Raw genomic sequence first — 18228 nt, 5'->3', positions numbered from 1 at the left:
ACAGCCGCACTATTGGTCGACGAGGTCCGGGGAGTTTCCTGCGCGTGACCGTAGGCACCGGCGGTATCGATCGGCGCTCGATGCGCATCGGGCACGCAGGGGTCGGCCAACCACAACATTTCTTGGGAGCAGCGATGTCACCGCAACGCGAGGACCGGCCGCGGATCGCGGTCGTGATCCCCACCTACAATCGATCCGCGCTACTGCGCAGCACGCTCACGGCACTGGCGAGGCAGCGGATTCCGGTGAGCGAGTTCGAGGTTGTGGTCTCCGACGACGGCTCCAGCGACGACACCGCCGCTGTGGTCGCCGGCTTCGCCGACACGCTCCGGCTGACGTACCACTTCCAGGAGGACCTCGGCTTCCGGGCCGCAGCCGCTCGAAACGCCGGGGCCCGGCGCACCTCGGCGCCGATCCTGCTGTTCCTCGACGCGGGCGAGGTGCCGGGGCCGGACTTCCTGTCCGCCCACCTCGCCGCTCAACTTTCCGGTTCGGCCGTGGTCGGGTACATCTTCGGCTACCAACACCAACCGGACGGCCCGGTCGCCGCACTCGACGACACCGCTTGGACGCTGCCCCCCGAACAACTGGTCCGGCAGTACGGCGATTCGCCGGAGTTCCGGGATGTCCGGCACCTCGCTTTCGAGCGTTTCGCCTTCGATCTGGGTCGCTGCATCGTTCCCTGGCAGTGGTTCTGGTCGGGGAACTGCTCGGTGCGCGCGGCGGACTTCTGGGCGGTCGGCGGGTTCGACGATGACTTCCGCAGCTGGGGTGGCGAGGACACGGAGTTGGCATACCGGTTGTTCAGGCACGGCGCGCGATTCGTCGTGAGCCGCGCCGCGTGGGCCATCGAGATGCCCCACCCCAGGACGACCGTGGCGAACCTGGACAGCGGCGGCGTGAACCTGCTGAGGTTCCTGCACAAGCACCCGGACACCGTGGTCGAACTCTGGTGGGCCTGGTTCGCCCGCGAACAACCTACCCACTTCCGCATCCGGCACGAGTGGAACGTCGAGGACGAGTACCTGCTCGTCCTCGACGCGGTCGCCGCCGCCCGATCGATCGATGTCAGCGGCGAACTGGCGAAGCTGCGTCAGGTCGCGGGAAATGCCCGGATCGCGGTGCTGGGCTGCGGCGACGACGTGCCGGATTGGCTGGCCGGCGCCGCGCTGTTCGACTTCGACCGCGAGGTCGTCGAGAACGCCGAGCACAAGGTGAGCCATGCCATCGGCGTGCGCACCGCCCTGCCGGACAATTCGGTCGATCTCGTCTTCGTCACATCGAGGCTGCGGACATTGTGGGACCGGTGGGGGAGCGAAATCCGGGCCGAGGCGCATCGGATCGGCCGTGATTTTCTCAGTGCCGCAACGTGACTCGGGTGAGTAGCCGGCCTCGACGTCTGTCGGGGCCGGTCTCCTTTTCAGCGCAATGATTCTCGATGCCGCGAACCGGACCGGGGTGAGCATCGGCAAAGATGATGCGGCCCTACCGGGCCCGCCGGAAGCGGACCGGTAGGGCCACCTTGCTACCCGAGTACCTTTTCGGCCGCGCGGGTGAATTGTTCAGCGGCGGACTCGATTTCGGTGGCGGTGCTGCGGACGGTGACACCGAAACCCGCGCCCAGGTAACTGTCGGAGACCCCTACGGACACGGCCACGCTGCGGGCCAGGATGTCGTCGGTCAGCGGCAGACTACCCACCCGGTAGTCGGGTACATCGGTGCGTGCCCGACCGTGGAACGGTATGGACGAGCCGTCGGACAGTCCGGCGAGTTGCGGCATATTGCCGTAGTAGTGCCGGCCCGACTCCACCAGCGTGCGGGTGCCGAGCGTGGCGGCGAGTTCCGCGGCGGCGGTGGCTGTGGGCAGCTGGTAGACCAGCAAGGTCCCGCATTCACCGGCGGGATCGTGCAAGATCCGCCGCTGCAGGCCCGGTAGCTCGGGGATCAGGCCGACCAGACGCTGCTTGGTCGCGCGGACGGAGTCCAGCACGGTGTCGAGCTTGGCGAGCTGAGCTGAGCCGACCGCGGCCGTCAGCTCGCTCATCCGCAGATTGAGTCCGAACAGGATGTCCCCGCCGGTGTTGTCGCGGTCGGCGCGCAGCACCGACCACCCTTGATCCTGAAAGGCGTAGGCCCGCTGGTAGAGATGGCTGTCGCCGGTGAGGAGCAGTCCGCCCTCGCCGCTGGTGATCACCTTGAACGGATTGAGCGAGAACGCGCCCAGCCGGCCGATCGTGCCGAGCCGATCACCGCGATAGCCGGCGCCGCAGGCCTGCGCGGTATCTTCCAGCAGCGCCAGCTCGTGCCGGTCGGCGATCGCGCGCAGCGCGTCCATATCGCAAGGGGCGCCGAGCATATGGACGGCCATGATCGCGCGCGTGCGCGGGGTGATGCGCTCCTCGACGTCGCGGGGATCCAGGGTCAGCGAGGCGTCGACCTCCGCGAGCACCGGGGTGGCGCCGCTGTGCACGATGCTGCCGATGGAGGCGATGAAGGTGTAGCCGGGCACGATCACCTCGTCGCCGGGACCGACGCCGAGCGCGGCGAGGCCGGTGAGCAGCGCCGAGGTACCGCTGTTCACGGCGATGCAATAGGGGGCGCCGAAGATTTCCTGTGCGGCCAGTTCGAGTCCGCGCACGAACGAGGTCTTGTCCGGGACGTCGTAGGCGTACCGGGTCAGATCCCAGCTCTGCAGTACCTGCTCGACATTGGCTTGCTCTTCTGCACCGAGAAATGCGTATCCGGGTCCGGGCATGGGAAGGTCCCTTTTCTTCAGGTGTTATCGGTTTTTCGGATTTGTTCGGATCGGCGGACGTCGACCGCTGCCATTCCGGCGCGCGCCGCGGCCAGTAATCCGTCGTCACTGTCTTCGAACACCAGGCAGCTCTGGGCGGTCACACCCAATTCGCGTGCGGCGCACAGGAATATGTCGGGTTCGGGCTTACCGCAGCGGACATCCTCCCGCGTGATCACGCAATCGAAGATGTCGCTCAGTCCCAGCTGTCGCATCGTGGCCTCGATGCTCTTGCGAGTACCACCGGAGGCCACCGCGATCGGCAGGCGGCCGCTGATCGTGCGGGCCAGATCGGCGACCCAGCCGATTTCCCGTACCCGCTCCAATTGCCGGAAATACGATAATTCGCAGCGTTCGACGACGTCGGCAACCGGTTCGGTCAGTTCGATACGTTGCTCCCGAGCCAGCGCGAGCACATTTTCTTCCGCCGAACGCCCGTTTCGGCCGGCATACCAACTCCAGGAAATCCGCATGCCCAACGGCGCGATCGCGTCGCCGAGGGCATGAAAATGCGCGTCATGGCTGTCGGCGAGCGTGCCGTCCCAGTCGAAGAGCACCGCGCTGTATCGAGAGACGATATCTTCGCTCGTATCGATCATCCGGCGTCCTCCCTGAGGAATTCGGCCGCCCGCTCGGCGATCGCAGCCACGGTGGAGTGAATGTTTCCGGTGATCATGGTGGGCATGATCGAGGCGTCGGCGACGCGCAGGCCGCGCAATCCGTGCACCCGTAATCGGGTATCGACCACTGCATCGGAATCGGTGCCGAGGCGGCAGGTGCCGACGGGGTGGAATTGGGTCTGGGCATTGGCCCGCACGAATGCCTCCACTTCGGTACGGGTGGGACTGGACGGCAGTGGCGCAGGCCCGCTGCGCAATCCGGCGAGCGGCTCGGTCGCGGCGATGTCGAGGGCGATGCGCACGCCTTCCACCAGCACGTCCAGGTCGTCGTGGTGTGTCAGGTAGCCCGGATCGATACGAGGCGGGATATCGACATCGGAGGATGCCAGGGTGAGTCGGCCCCGGCTGCGCGGCCGGGTGACCGCGGGCCCGATCGTGAAGCCGTAGCCGAGCCAGGCGGCATTGTTGAGATCCTTCATCGGCGCGAACGACAGCTGGATGTCGGGTGCGGGGGAGTGCGGGTACAGCGTGACGAATCCGCCCGCCTCTCCCAGATTGGAACGCTCGGAGACCGGGTGCCCGCACACGGTGTCGAAGACCAGGGAGACCTGCAGGTGATCGTGCAGATTCTCCCCTACCCCCGCAAGCGGATGAATGCTCGGAATGTCCAGTGCGCGAAGCTGTTCGGTGGGCCCGATACCGCTGGCCAGCAGCAGTTGCGGGCTCGCCACCGTGCCCGCGCAGAGCACGATCTCGCCCTCGCATCCGATGACCGTCGCCCCGACGCGCACCCCGATCGCCCGACCACCGCGGGTCACGATGCCACCGACGGGGGCATCGGTGACCAAGGTCAGATTCGGTCGTTCGAGCGCCGGCCGCAGGTAGGTGCGCGCGGTATTGGCGCGCCGTGCCGGAGCACTGGTGCGAGTGGTGCGATACAGGCCGACACTGTCGGGCCGCTCGACCCCGAGGTCTGGATCGTAGGGCAGCCCGAATTTCTGCCCGGCCTGCACGAACGCGGCGGCGAATGGATGTGGTGCGGTGTTCTCTGCGACCGGGAGCCACCCGTAGCCGCCGCTCGCGGCCGGTGTCTCCAGCCGCTCGAGATAGGGCAGCATCGCCCGGGCACTCCAGCTCTCGCCGCCCCACCGCTGCCAGGAATCGAAATCGGTTGCCGCGCCGCGGATGTGGACCATCGCATTGATGGCGGCCGACCCGCCCACGACCCGCCCACGCGGCCACGACAGGCAGCGGCCGTTCAGCTCGGCCTGCGCCGTGGTGCGGTAACCCCAGTCCAGCGCGGATCCGAGCAGCGCCGGCCAGGAGGCGGGCCGCCAGATGCGCGGGTCGGTGTCGCGTGGGCCCGCTTCCAGCAGCAATACGGTGCGGTCGGGGTTCTCGCTGAGCCGCGCGGCCAGCACGGATCCCGCCGCGCCCGCCCCGACCACGATGTAGTCGTAACTGTGTCCGATATTCATTCGTCTGCTCTGTTCATGTCGCCAGAAACCCGCCGTCGACGCCGATCACCTGGCCGTTGACGTAGGACGCGGCCTCGGAGAACAACCACAGCGCCACCTGTGAAACCTGTTGGGGGGTACCGATTTTCCCGGACGGGATCCGAGTGCGCCAGGCGGTGGCCCCGCCGACGGCGGCCTCGGAGGCGGTGAGCATGTCGGTCTCGATCGGGCCCGGGGCGACGGCGTTGACCCGGATGCCCTCGCCCGCATGCTCGAGCGCGGCCATCCGGGTCAGCGCCACCGCCGCGTATTTGGAGGCCACATAGGCCCCGATCCCGGGGAAGACCGTCCGCAGCCCGTGCACCGAGGTGTTGTTGACGATGCTGCCGCCGCCCTGGGCGCGCATCAGCCGTAGCTCTTCGCGCAGGCACAGCCACAATCCCCGCGTGTTGACCGCGAACGCCTCGTCGAAGGCCGCCGTGGAGAGCTCGGTGAGGCGGCCGTCACCCGGGATTCCCGCGTTGTTGAATGCGTAGTCCACCGCGCCGTATCGGTCCAATGCCCGCTCGAACAGCGTCCGGACCTGATCGGGATCGGTGATGTCGCAGCGCAGGAAGCACGCCTCGCCGCCGGCACCGCGGATCTCGTCGACCGTGGCGTTGCCGCGTTGCTCGTTGCGCGCGGCGATCACGACGCGCAAACCGGTGCGCGCGAACTCGACGGCGGCCGCCCGGCCGATGCCCGAGCTCCCGCCCGTCACGACGACGGTCCGGTCCGCCGTCATCGCACGAGTCCTGCGGTGCGGGTGATGGTTTCGGGGCGGGGCAGTAGTTTTCGCATGTACCCGCAGGCGAGTTCCACCTCGTTGCGGGAGATGTCGTCGAGAAACACGACCCGGCCGATCCCGGTGAGGATGGGCAGGTTCTGCCGGCCGTCGCGGTGGCGCACGGTGTCGGCCAGCGCTTCCATCAGCAGGTCGCTGTCGCAGAACAGCGGATGCGCCGGTTGCAGGCCCAGGCGTCGGGCCACGGCCACGATGCGTTCCAGTTCTGCGTCGCCGATCAGACCGCGCTGTGCCGCCAGGACCGCGGAGAATATGCAGTCCATGGCGACGGCCTCGCCGTGCAGCAGTTCGGGCAGGGCCCGCATCTCGACCAGGGGTGAGAACGAATGCCCGTAGTCGACCGAGCGCCGCAGATCCTTCTCCCACAGATTGGGTTCCAGCTCGGCCGCCATTCCGGCGATCGCCCGTCCGATCACCTCATCGGCGATCGATGCGGCGATGCGCCGGTGACGCAGCGCCTCATCGGAGAAGCGGGCCTCGATGAGATCGGCTCCGTACTCCTCGAGCAGGCCGAAAAGCCGCTGGTCCTTGATCAACGCCATTTTGAAGATCTCGCCCATCCCGTTGCGCAGCTGGCGGGGCGGTACCGTCGCGAGGAACTGGCGATCCACCAGCGTCCGCGGCGGCGGGCCATAGCTGCCGAGCCGATTGCGGTAGCCGCCGTAGTTGACACCGGTTTTGGCGGCGATACTCACATCCACCTGGGCCAGCAGGGTCGTCGGTACGCGGACGAAAGGAATTCCGCGCCGGTACAGGCTCGCGGCCAAGCCGACCACATCGGCCACCACTCCGCCCCCGATGACGATGGGTGGCGTGCTCAGCCGATTCGTGCCGATGTCATTGAGCTTGCCGACGACTTCCAAGACGCGTTCGATGGATTTGTTCGTTTCCGAACCCGGCAGAATCAGATAATCGACGGATACTTTGTTCGCATCGAAATAGGCGCGTATTCGCGGCTCGTAGATTTCGGCTATTGCATGGTCGAGTACGACCAGGCGAGTGCCCGAGCCGCGGTTCCCGTCGGGAAGCGTGAGTAGTTCATGATTTTCCGGGTTCAGTAACCCTGGAGTCTCGACGACTTCGTATTCGATAGGTAGGTGTGTGCGCACGGACCAACTTCGCGCGGTAGCACGATAATTCACTGCGCTCTTCCTTTCGTGAATGGCACAGTACGAGTCTGGCGGTGATATCGCCGCGGAACATCACGGTCCAACCCCGAAGGATTCCCGGCGATTCACCGAAACACCGAGTCATTGCGCGAGGACCACGAATCGCCCACCTGTATCCGCCGATCGGCGACCGGGGTGCCGTCGGAGAGCAGTGTCCACAGGCCGGGATTGCTGAACACCAGGGGAAATCCCTCGCGCCCGGAGATGCCCAGCTTGCGGTAGGCACTGGACAGATGCAGTTCCACCGTGCGGCTGGTGATCTTTCGGATCGTGGAGATCCGCCGGTTGGTCTGGCCGCGCATGGCGTCGATGAGGATCTCGCGTTCCCGCGCGGTCAACGACAGCACACCGCGCAACGAAACATGTTGTGTGGCACGCTCGTCCATGGCGAGAAGCTGCTGGCGGGCCTGCTCACCGAGCGCACCGGCAGCGCACTGTTCGGCGTGCCGCATGGCGGTGGTCAATGCGACGACGGCCTCGTCCTGGCGTTGCTGCTGGATCAGCACACTGCCCAGATCGGCGGTCGCGTGGATGATGTCCAGCCCGCCGGGCGCCGACTCGAGCAGGGCAATCGCCTCGCGGAGCATCCGCTCACGCTGTGGCAGTGGAGACACCCGGCCGAGCGCGCGTAGTGCCCGGCCCTGCTCCAGCGCGGACCCGGTTCTCTCCGCGAACCGAACCTGTTGCAGCGCAAGTCGATTGGCTCGCTCGTGCTGCCCGACCTGATCGAGCAGTGCGACACCGTACATCCGCCAGCATGCGGTCCCGGCTGTCCGCAGGCCATTTTCCTGACCGCGTAGCCGCAGTTCCGCCAGGTCCCGGACAGTGCCTGCGAAGTCCCCGCCGGCGGCCCGCAGGCGTGCCCGGGCCAGCAAGACGTCCCCGTAATGCCAGTCGAACGGCAACTCTTCTCCGTAGCGGTGGCGTCGTAGCAGCGCTTCGGCGGCGGCGTTGTCGCCCGTGCTGAGCAGCACGTGGGCCAGCAAACCGATCATCTCCGTGGCCAGCGGCGTGTCCGCGCCGGTACGGTCCTCGTCGCCGATGTGGTCGGTCAGCAATCTCCGTGCGGTGGGCAGGTCACCGCGCGTGAACGCGATCCGCGCATCCAGGTAGGCGATGTCCGCGCGATTGCCGTCCGCCGCGCCATGGCCGGACTCATCATCGAGCCGGCGCAGATATATCGCCGCTTCCTCGGGATGCCCGGTGTCCACCAGGACGGTGAGGGCTGCCGCGAGTGCCAGTGGCTGCGTGTCCAATTCGTCGGGCTGCCGTTCGAGTGCCGCGCGCGCTGTGCGCAGTGCCTCGGTGGGGTCGTCATCGACAAGGTGGCGGAAGAACGCCGCGAATGCGCTGGTCGGGCCGAGTAGCGCAGCACTGTTCAACGGGAGATCGGCGGGCAGGTTCTCGGCGAATTCCGCTGCTTGCGCGGGTGACATCCGCGCGAGCCGTGAAAGGGCGTGGTGCAGTTGGCCCCAACCGTGGAATTCGGTGCCGGCGAGCGCCGCGGCGGTGGCGTTGCGCAGCCGCCGGCGATCCGAGGACACCGCGGGATGGCACAGCGTACGGCCGATATCGCCGAGCAGCCGCCGCCGCACGACAGGGTCGGTGGTGCGTGCCAGCATCGCCACCACGGCCGCCAGTCCGCTGACCGGATCGGTGCGCAGCCGCAGGTCTGCGAGTTCCAGCACGGCCCGGCGCTGCGCGACTCCCGCCTCGGCTACCGCGGCCAGTTCCAGGTATCGGCCTGCGGTGTCGTCCAGGTCCGACTCCCGCGCCACGTCGGCGGCCCGCAGCAGTACCTCGGCGGGCCAGGATCCTGGTTGGGCCACCGTCGACGCACTGAGGTGGCGGGCGACCGATTCCACCGGCGCGTCGTGTGCGTAGAGGTAGTCGGCGATGCGCAGGTGGGCCGCGTTGCGGGCCATCAGCGTCATCCGTGCGAGTATCGCGTTGGCCAGCAGCGGATGTCGTAGCGCGAGTTCGTCGCTGTCCGAAACGATGCCCATCCGGGCCAGCAGATCCAGAGTCTGGAGAGTGTCCACCAGGCCGAGATCGGACAGGTGCGCGACGAGCGCGGCGCCCGTGGTGGCGAATCTGCTTGCTACCGCGATGGCTTCGACCAGTTGGCCGGCGCGTGGATCGACGCGGATGGCCCGCTCGACGAACTGATCGACCACGCTGGGCACGACGAGGGCGTTCATCGCCACCGGCGCTGGAAACTCGTCTGCTTCACCCAACCGCCGGGCCAGTTCCGCGACCAGGAAGGGATTCCCGGTGGTCAACCGGTGGCAGGCCGAGATGACCGCCGCGCCGACGCCGTGCCGCAGCCGATCGCGCAGCACGACACCGGTTTCCGCCTCGGTGAGGCCCTCGAGAGCACACCGGTGAGCATCGACCGACAATCCGGCGAATTCGGCAGGTGCGCGGGCCGGTTCACCGGAGCGCACAGCGAGCACCACGACTACCGAAAGTCGAGCACACGCGTCGATGAAGCGGCGCAACATATCTAGCGAGCGGGCCGACGCATGGTTGGCATCGTCGACGGTCAAAACCAGAGGCGCATCGTGGCACAGCTGCGATACCGCGTTCCGTACTGCGGTCAGCAACAGCGGGAATTCCGCGGAGACCGTTCTTTCGGACAGCGAGGTTTCCTCGGGTGCTGTCTTTTCCCGCTGCCACCCATCCACCAACGCGGCGCCGTCGGGGCTGTCCGCGGGCAGCCGGTCGGCGAGCGCCTCGATGAGATCGTCCACCAGTGCGCCACACTCACTGCGATTGTCCGAATCCCAGGACAACGAGATCACCTCGCTGCCTCGCCGTGCGCATTCGCTGGCCATCGCCTCGAGTAGCGCGGTCCGCCCGATTCCCGGTTCCCCGGACACCACACAGCGCACCACACCATGAGTCGAACTGTCCTGCCACGCTCGGGAAAACACTCGCAGCTGCTCGGCCCGGCCGACAAAACGCCACCTAGTCACATTCATTCGAACTGCTCCGTTCGCCATGCCGCTGATCTGTTGCCGGTCATTCCGCTCGCCTCGGCCGGTATCCGCACCGGTGAAGCCTGATCATGGCGCTGGATCGGCGAGTACGACGTTGCCGCACAAGGCGAGATCGCTCATGGTTTCTCCCGAGGGGCCGCGGCATTGCGGACCGGCACGTCGTAGGCGTTGAGCAGGGCACCCAAGATCAGGCAGTGGATGGTGAGGAATACGACGGCGTCGAAGCCCTCGCGGCCGAACCGTGCCACGGCCGTGTCGTAAAGCGGCCCGGGCACCGCACCGCCGCGGGCCAGGGCGAGCGCGACATCGGCCGCCAGCAGCTCGTCCTCGCCCAGATCGGCAGGGCGCGCGCCGACGCTGAGCGCGGCGATCTGGTCCGAACACAGTCCAGCGCGCGCGTCCGGGAACACATGGGCGGATAACCGGTCAGCGACACCGAAGTGTGCGCCGACGGTCAAGATGACGACCTGACGTACTCGCTCGCTGAGCCCGGGCAACCGTGGGGTCAAGGCGATGAATTCACTCAGTGGCCGGGCCAGGTCGGGAAAGCGGAGTAGCACACTCCACGGCCCGACGAATGCACCGTCGGAATCCGTCGCCTCGGGGCCCCGGTATTCCTGTGTCTCGCAACAGCACACCTCGACGAGTCCGAGTCCGAGCGCCTCGATCGCGGCGAGGACGCCGAACAGTGCTGCCTGGTCGGCCAGCTCGCCCGCCAGCACGGTGTCCGCGCCGACCGTCCGAGGCTCGAGGGCAGGGAAAGCAGAGGAAATCGTCGCACCCAGGTGTCCTCGAACACGGATCCGGTAGTAGTGGGGTTCGCAATGGTGACTGGGCATATGTACCTCTGTTGTCCGACGAGCTCGGCGCCGATGTCTTGCGCGTGACGACGCTGTCTCGCGGGGGCCGGTCACTGTCAGAGTCGGCCACGACAGGATGAGCCGACCTCACCCGATCGGGGTGATCGCCGCGGATGGTCAGCGGCGCCGGGTAGCGGGTGCGAGCAATCCGAGGGCGCGGGCATGGCCGATCGCCTCGTCGCGGCCGTGTACGCCGAGCTTGGTGTAGAGGTTGCGCAGGTGGCTCTTGACGGTGTTCCGCGAGACCGACAGCTCGCGGGCGATCTCCGGGGTCGACAGGTGGGTCGGCAGATACCGCAGTACGCGAATCTCGCTGTCGCTCAACGCTTCCACAAGCGGCCGCGGCGTTGCCACTGGTGGTTGATGTCCGGCGAGCAGGTTCTTGATCTCGGCGATGAGCACAGTGTGGCCGGTGCCGTGCTGCACCCGGCGATCGAGCAGCTCGGATACGGGGTACAACAGGAACCACAGCACCGCCCCGCTGGGTGCCGCCGTTTCGAGCGCGCGTTCCACCGCGGCCTCGGCGGCGTCGGGTTCGCCGAGCGCGTCGCGGGCGGTCGCTTCCAGCAGATGTCCCTGGGTCAGCCAGCCTCGCCAGAGCACCGGCAGCGAGCCGTCGAGCACCGGCGCCAAGGCTGCGATTGCCGCATGTGGCGCACCTTCCGCGATGCGCAGCGCCGCCAGCGCCAGGTGCATCGGCGCGCTGTGCTGCTCGGCGGCGTCGAATTCGTCGAAACCCGCTGCGGCGGTTTCGGTCCGGCCGAGACGCACGAGGGCTTGCAGCCGGAACGCCCGCAGGGCGGTGACCATCAAGTTCGGTTCGGAGAGCCGGGCAGCGAACCGTTCACTGGCTTGGAAGTAGGCCAGCGCTTCGGTGTTGCGGCCGCGCCCCAATTCGAGAATCCCCTGGACGACGCGGATCGACATGCCGGTCGACGGCTGCGCCTCCCATCGCAGCGTGCGGTCGGCATGCTGGAGCCAGCGGTCCGCCTCGGCCAGCCGGCCCTGCCACGTTTGCGTGCCTGCCAGTGCCGCGCAAGCGATTCCGGCTGCGGGCTCCTCGGTCCAGCCATGCCGGCGAGCCAGTTCCATTGCCTGCTCACCGAGTTCGATCGCCAGTGTGAACGAGCCGAACATCCGCGCCTGCGCCTGGTAGGCCAGGCTGGTGAACTCGAGGTAGGGCCGCCCGATCCGACGCGCCAGCGCGGCACCCATTTCGAGATGCCGCACCGCGTCTTCGAGGTGGCCGATGGTGCCCTCGGTGGTGCCGAGGCCGACCAGGGCCAGTGCGCGCAGGTCGTCGCCGAGGTCGGGAATCATGCCCGGAGCCTGGGCGGCGGCCCGCTTCAGCTCGTGCACCGCCGCGAACGCCCCGCGCAGATTCCATCGATGCCGAGCCAGTAGTAGCCGCGCTATATCGAGGACCAGCCGCGCGTGGGCTTTCCGTTCGGCAGGCACCGACGCTACGGCGCGTTCGGCGAGGTTCAGGTAGTGCTCTTCCGTCTTCTCGTGGGACTGCCGTAGCTCGTCGGCCGCGGATATCACCATGAGTTCGCCGTCGGCCGTCACTACGGCGGCAGGAAACCCGGCGAGCAGCTGATGCACCGTGCCGATCTGCCCGTCCATCAGCAGACCGGGCCAGTGGTCGGCGAGCAGGCGGGCGGCCAGGTTCCAGTCCTGGGCTGCTTGGGCGTGCCGAATCGCTGCTGCCGGAAAGCCTTGTTCGGCAAGCCGATCCGAGGCGGCTCGATGCAGTCCGGCGACCTCGTCCGGTGCGCTGCGCCGCAGTTCCAGTTGCAGTAGCTCGGCGAACATCTGGTGGTAGCGGAACCATGTGCGTGCCGGGCCCACCGCGGTCACGAAGGCGTTGGCCCGCTCGAGATCCTGCAGTACCCGCTCCCCGCCGATATCTCCGGTCAGCAGGTCGGCGAGCTCGCCGCTGACCCGCTCCAGTATCGAGGTGCGCAGCAGGAGCCGTCGTACGTGTTCGCTCTGCCGCTCGAGCACCTCGGCGATCAGGTACTCGGCCACCGTCCGTTCGCTGCCGGAGAACTCGGCGGCGAACCGGCCCGGATCCGGATGACCGGCCAGCGACAACGCCGCCATCCGCAACCCGGCTGCCCACCCCTCGGTCCGCTGCTGCAGAGTCACCAGCGCAGGTTCGGGCAACCGCACTCCGGCGAGTTCGAGGAGCACTCTTGTCTGTTCGCGGGTGAATCGCAGATCGGCGGGGTGGATCTCGGTCAGTTCGCCTTCGACCCGCAATCGGTGCAGGCCCAGCCGCAGATCGTGACGGGTCGCCAGCACGAACCGCAGCGCGGGCGGTGCCCGCATCACCAGCAATTCCAGCTGACGCAAGGCCTCCGCGGAACCCAGCTCGTGCACGTCGTCGATCACCAGCCACAGTCGCTCGCGCAGCGGAGCGAGATCCTCGAGCAGCCGTTCCACCAGTGCCCATCCGTCGAGATCCGGTGCCGCCGAGACGGACTGAACCAGCTCCGCTCCCGACGTCGTGCGGCGCAGCGCGGCGAACACCGACAGCCAGAACCGTTGCGGGTCACGCTCGTCGGGCTGCACCGGGACCCATGCGGCGCGGGCTGCCAGATCCGTCTCGCAGATCCACGACCGCAGCAGAACCGTCTTTCCGCTCCCGGGCGGAGCGGACACGACCGTCACCCGTGAGGCTCCGAGCCGCTCGGACAACCCCGGCCGGGAAACGAGCCCGACGGCATCGAAACGAGCGCCGTACTCGGACTCGAAGCGCAGACCGTCGCCGGATCTCACACACCGAATCATCCCACAGCGCCGCATCGAGCGGCCGAATTGCATGCTGCGGCAACACAAACCGCTGAGTTTGTCGTGATGGCTTGGGGGAGATGGCGGACCGTCCATCCTCGCCCGGGCCATGCTCGCGGCCGGAACCGGCCGCCCACCTGCGCCACCTCGTCGCGGCCCGGCCTGAGCAGTCGGCCGCGAGGACATCGGGTGCGCGGCTGGACAGGTGGGGTTGCAGCATAGGGCCGGCGTCGTTGGCGGCCTGCTGCCGGGCGTCGTTGCCCGCGGCCGGCCGGGCTCGCTCGAGCTGCTCGCCCGGGATCGGGCCGATACCCGAGACTCCCGCGTGCCAGGGTGAGCAGCACTCGCCCGATCGGGGTTATTTTCCGGGCCCGCGGGCTGCCCGAGGCACCGCCGCCCGTCACCACCCCGATCGGGTGATGACCGCTCATACCGATGCGGTCCAAGCTCGATGTGACCCGAAAGTGAGATGTTTCGAGAAGGAGGGATCTGGTTGGCTACCACGGTCGCCACACGCCTGCAGGACCGGATCGACCACTTTTATCAGGATCGAGTCGCCACCGAGTGGGGGCATCGGCACATCTTGCGCGGACGGGATCCGGCCCCGGACAGCGTGCTGCTCAACAGCAACGACTACCTTGCGCTCAGCGGTCATCCGCGCATCGCCGCGGCGATGACCGACGCGCTCACCGGGCGCAGCCGGATCGCTTCGGGCGCCTTCCTCCACGGCGAGCATCCGCAGCTGCGACTGGAACGAGCGCTGGCTCAGCACCTGCAGGCGCCCGGCGGCATCTTGTGCCAATCCGGCTGGGACGCCAACGCCGGTCTGCTGCAATCGATTGCGGACCCGAGCACGCCGGTATACATCGACCAGATCGCGCACATGTCGCTGTGGCACGGCGCCCGCAACGCCGGGGCGCCCGTCCACGCGTTCCGGCACAACGCGCCGTCGCATCTGCGTGAACAGATCGAGCGGCACGGCCCGGGCGTGATCGCCGTCGATTCGATCTACAGCACCAACGGCAGCCGATGCCCGCTGCCGGAACTGTGTGAACTCGCGGAAGATACCGGCTGCCTGCTGGTTGTCGACGAATCGCATTCGCTCGGCACCGACGGGCCCGCGGGAGCGGGGATGGTGGTCGAGCAGGGGCTCACCGGGCGCGTGCACTTTCGCACCGCCAGCCTGTCCAAAGCATTCGCCGGTCGTGCCGGCTTCGTCGCCGCCGACTCGCCCGAATTCGTCGACTACTTCAAGATGGAGTCCTATCCGGCGGTGTTCTCCTCGACCTTGCTGGCGCACGACATCGCCGGGCTGGCAACGACTCTCGAGGTCATCCAGCAGGATGATCACCGCCGCCGCCGGCTTCGCGGAGTCTCTTCGATCATCCGCACGGCACTCCATGACCTGGGTTTCGATGTGGAAGGCAGTGACAGTCATATCGTCCCGATACTCACCGGCACTGATTCCCGCGCGCTCGCCGTCCGTGACTTCCTCGAAGAGCGTGGCATTTTCGGTTCGGTGTTCTGTCCACCCGCCACCGGTCACCATCGCACTCTCATCCGGTTGTCCCTGCATGCGTCGCTGACCGATGCGCAGGTGGATCGAATCATTCAGGCGTGCACTGATGTTCGTGACCACTTCGGTGCCGTCGCGGCCTGATCGGACGGGTCAGCGGCGATGTGCGGGTGCGAGCAGCCCGAGCGCGCGGGCGTGGCCGACGGCCTCGTCGCGGCGGTGCACGCCGAGCTTGATGTAGAGGTTGCGCATGTGGGTTTTGACGGTATTGGGGGAAACGGACAGTTCGCGGGCGATGTCGGGGGTCGAGAGGTGGGTCGGCAGATAACGCAAGACGCGGATCTCGCTGTCGCTCAACGCTTCCAGTGGTGGCTGCAGTGCTGCCGGCTGTGGTTGACGTCCCGCGAGCAGGCTCTGGATCTCGGCAATCAGCGCGGCATGACCGGTGCCGTGCCGCGCCCGGCGCTCGAGCAGGTCGGACACGGGATGCAGCAGGAAGCACAGCACTGCGCCATCGGGCTCGGCGGCATCCAGCGCGCGTTCGACCGCGACCTCCGCGGCCGCCGTGTCACCCAAGGCCTCGCGGGCGATCGCCTCGAGCAGAAATACCTCGGCCACGCGCCCCGGCCAGATGACCGGCAGCGAGCCGTCGAGCACCGGCGCCAGGGTGGCGATCGCGAGATCCGGCGTGCCCTCGTCGATCTGCCGTGTCGCCAAAGCCAAACGCACCCAGGCGCTTTCCCGGACTTCGGGGTCGAGCGCGGCGAAGGCTGCGGTGATGCGTTCGGCGTCGCCGAGGCGTACCAGGGCGAGCAATCGGAACCCCCGCACGATCGTGACGAACTGATTCTGCGCGGAGAGTCGGTCGGCGAAGAGCTCGGCGGACCGAAAGGCGTTCAGCGCCTCGGCATTGCGGCCGAGCGCCAATCCGAGCAGGCCCTGCGAGCAGCGGATCGCCATGCCCACCGCGGGTTCGGCCGCCGCGCGCAGCGTGCGCTCGGCATCGTGCAGCAACGACTCCGCCTCGGCCAGCTGTCCCCGCCACACCAGCATCGTCGCCAGCGCTGTCGCGGCGATTCCGGCGGTGGGCTCGTCGGTCCAGTCGTGCCGGCGGGCCAGCTCCATCGCTTGCTCGCCGAGCTCGGTGGCTGGTGTGAACGAGTCGAACATGACCGACGCGGACTGGAAAGCCAGGCTGACGAACTCGAGGTGTGGTCGCCCGATCTGGCGGGCCAGCGCGGCACCGAGTTCGAGATGCCGTACAGCGTCCGCGAATCGGGCGATCGTGTACTCGGTGGTGCCGAGCATGATCAGGGCCATTGCACGCAAGGCGAGGTTGCCGCCGGGCATCGACGCGTTCGGTGCATCCGTCGTGATCCCGAGGCGCCGCGCCGCGCAGGCCGCTGCCGGTAGATCCCAGAAATGGCGGGCCAGCAGCAGCCGGACTATCCCGAACAGCAGCTGTGCGCGGGCGCGCCGTTCGGGCGGCACCGACTCCAGCGCGCGATCGGTGCGGTCCAGGTAGTGCTGTTTCGAATGCTCGGGTGCTTCTTTCAACTCGTCGGCAGCGGCCATCAGCGCGAGTTCGCCGTCGGCGGCGAGGACGGCGTCGGGGAAGCCGATCAGCAACTGGTGCACGGTGGCTCGTTGCCCGTCCACCAGCAGGCTGGGCCAATGCTCGGTGAGCAGCCGGGCGCCCAGAGCCCAGTCCTCGGCGGCCTGAGCTTGCCGGATCGCCTCCACCAGGTATCCCTGCCCGGCGAGCCACTCGGCGGCGGTCCGATGCAGCGCGGTGATCTCACCCGGCGCGGTCCGCCGCAGTTCCAGTCGTAGCAGATCGGCGAACATCTGGTGGTAGCGAAACCACGAGCGCGGCGCATCCAGGGAGGTGACGAATGCGTTGGTGTGCTCGAGGTCTTGCAGAATCCGTTCCCCGCCGCTGCCGCCGGTGAGCAGGTCGGCCAGTTCGCCGTTGACCCGATCGAGGATGGACGTCCGCAACAACAGCCGCCGTACCTGTTGGTCTTGTCGCTCGAGCACCTCGGCCAGCAGGTACTCGGCGACCGTCCGCTCGCTGCCGGAGAACTCCGCCGCGAAGCGGACCGGATCCGCAGATCTGGCCAGCGACAACGCTGCCAGCCGCAGGCCTGCCGCCCATCCTTCGGTCCGTTCGTGCAGCGCGGTCAGCGCCGCGTCGGGCAGTTCGATTCCGGCGCCGGCGAACAGTTCTCGGGCTTCGGCCTGATCGAACCGCAGATCGGCCGCACGGATCTCGGCCAGTGCACCCTCCACCCGCATCCGGTGCAGCCCCAGCCCCAGATCGTGCCGAGTAGCCAGCACGAACCGCAGTCGGGACGGTGCCCGCATTATCAGTAACTCCAACTGCCGCAACGACTCCGCGGTATCGAGTTCGTGGACGTCGTCGATCACCAGCCATATCCGCTCCTGCAGCGGCGCGAGATCCTCGAGTAAGCGCTCGACCAGCGCCCACCCGTCCAGTTCCGGCGCCGCCGTTGTCGCCTGGACCAGGCCGGAGCCCACGGCGGTGGCGCGCAGCGCGTCGGCCACCGATAACCAGAACCGCTGCGGGTCCCGCTCACCCCGGCGTACCGGCACCCATGCGGCGCGCTCAGCCAGATCAGAGGCACAGATCCACGACCGCAACAGCATCGTCTTGCCACTCCCGGCCGGCGCCGACACCACGGTCACCCGCGCGGCCCCCAGCTGCTCGAACAACCCTCGGCGCGCGACAAGCCCGGCGCCCTGGATCCCGACGTTTCGCGTACCTCCCGAGCAGACGACCTCATCAGCTGCCACACGCTGAATCATTGCACAGTGGGCGCGTGCCGTGAGAGGCGAGTATGTTGCTGCAGCAACAGGATTGACATTCCGGACCGCTCGAGGGTAGTAGTGGGTCTCCGGTGCCTCCTGCCGCAGCGTGGGCGAACCGGCCATTCCGATTTCGGTTGGTGCCGATCCGGTTCCAGCGAGACGGCCGCTGATCAGGTGTTCGAATTACTGCATCCGCCTGAGGCATTCATCCGAACCGCGTCGCCTCAGCAACTGAGCAGTCCGGACGGTGCCCCGGTCGCTCGGTCCGATGGATTGCACAGACTCGGATGGCGTTGGACAAGTTGATATTCGGGATTATGGAACCGGACGCCGATTAC

Annotated in this window: 11 protein-coding genes; 2 read left to right on the top strand and 9 right to left on the bottom strand. The window is 67.7% G+C overall.

Annotated elements, in window-relative coordinates:
* The first annotated feature begins 134 nt into the window (after positions 1 to 134).
* Positions 135 to 1373, top strand: coding sequence for a glycosyltransferase (locus tag ACIP5Y_RS24455; RefSeq protein WP_400353052.1), 1239 nt, complete (start codon positions 135 to 137; stop codon positions 1371 to 1373).
* A gap of 152 nt (positions 1374 to 1525) precedes the next feature.
* Here the strand turns inward: ACIP5Y_RS24455 and ACIP5Y_RS24450 are convergent, their stop codons facing one another.
* The 8 genes from ACIP5Y_RS24450 to ACIP5Y_RS24415 form a co-directional block, all read right to left on the bottom strand.
* Positions 1526 to 2755 carry a DegT/DnrJ/EryC1/StrS family aminotransferase gene (locus ACIP5Y_RS24450; protein ID WP_400353050.1) on the bottom strand — a complete coding sequence of 410 codons (1230 nt, stop codon included), beginning with the start codon at positions 2753 to 2755 and terminating at the stop codon, positions 1526 to 1528.
* Positions 2756 to 2772: 17 nt separating this feature from the next.
* Positions 2773 to 3393: an HAD family hydrolase gene (locus ACIP5Y_RS24445; RefSeq protein ID WP_400353048.1), complete on the bottom strand. Its 621-nt coding sequence runs from the start codon at positions 3391 to 3393 to the stop codon at positions 2773 to 2775.
* Positions 3390 to 4892 (bottom strand): GMC family oxidoreductase, encoded by a 1503-nt coding sequence (locus tag ACIP5Y_RS24440; RefSeq protein ID WP_400353046.1) that lies wholly within the window; start codon positions 4890 to 4892, stop codon positions 3390 to 3392. The genes ACIP5Y_RS24445 and ACIP5Y_RS24440 overlap by 4 nt, the downstream gene beginning before the upstream one ends.
* 13 nt (positions 4893 to 4905) lie before the next feature.
* Entirely contained in the window at positions 4906 to 5655 is a 750-nt protein-coding gene (locus ACIP5Y_RS24435) for an SDR family NAD(P)-dependent oxidoreductase (RefSeq protein WP_400353044.1), read from the bottom strand.
* A complete protein-coding gene (locus tag ACIP5Y_RS24430; RefSeq protein WP_400353042.1) occupies positions 5652 to 6857 on the bottom strand; it encodes a sedoheptulose 7-phosphate cyclase in 1206 nt (401 codons plus the stop codon). The genes ACIP5Y_RS24435 and ACIP5Y_RS24430 overlap by 4 nt, the downstream gene beginning before the upstream one ends.
* Positions 6858 to 6949: 92 nt before the next feature.
* The gene (locus tag ACIP5Y_RS24425; RefSeq protein WP_400353040.1) at positions 6950 to 9868 is read right to left on the bottom strand and encodes an AAA family ATPase; all 2919 of its coding nucleotides are present in this window, start codon (positions 9866 to 9868) and stop codon (positions 6950 to 6952) included.
* A 134-nt stretch (positions 9869 to 10002) separates the two neighbouring features.
* On the bottom strand, positions 10003 to 10725 hold the full coding sequence (locus tag ACIP5Y_RS24420; RefSeq protein ID WP_400353038.1) for a hypothetical protein: 723 nt from the start codon (positions 10723 to 10725) through the stop codon (positions 10003 to 10005).
* 138 nt (positions 10726 to 10863) lie between these two features.
* Complete coding sequence (locus ACIP5Y_RS24415; protein WP_400353036.1) at positions 10864 to 13530, bottom strand: LuxR C-terminal-related transcriptional regulator; 2667 nt, start codon at positions 13528 to 13530, stop codon at positions 10864 to 10866.
* A 505-nt stretch (positions 13531 to 14035) separates the two neighbouring features.
* On the opposite strand from ACIP5Y_RS24415, the gene cqsA reads away from it, so the two are divergent.
* Positions 14036 to 15202 carry an alpha-hydroxyketone-type quorum-sensing autoinducer synthase gene (gene cqsA / locus ACIP5Y_RS24410; protein ID WP_400353034.1) on the top strand — a complete coding sequence of 389 codons (1167 nt, stop codon included), beginning with the start codon at positions 14036 to 14038 and terminating at the stop codon, positions 15200 to 15202.
* A gap of 9 nt (positions 15203 to 15211) precedes the next feature.
* On the opposite strand, the gene ACIP5Y_RS24405 is transcribed toward cqsA, so the two are convergent.
* The gene (locus tag ACIP5Y_RS24405) at positions 15212 to 17875 is read right to left on the bottom strand and encodes a LuxR C-terminal-related transcriptional regulator (RefSeq protein WP_400353032.1); all 2664 of its coding nucleotides are present in this window, start codon (positions 17873 to 17875) and stop codon (positions 15212 to 15214) included.
* Positions 17876 to 18228: the final 353 nt, after the last annotated feature.

Origin of the sequence: Nocardia sp. NPDC088792 (assembly GCF_044750615.1) — a bacterium.
In the GTDB taxonomy this organism is placed as follows: domain Bacteria; phylum Actinomycetota; class Actinomycetes; order Mycobacteriales; family Mycobacteriaceae; genus Nocardia.
This window is presented reverse-complemented; position numbering and strand designations above follow the sequence as displayed.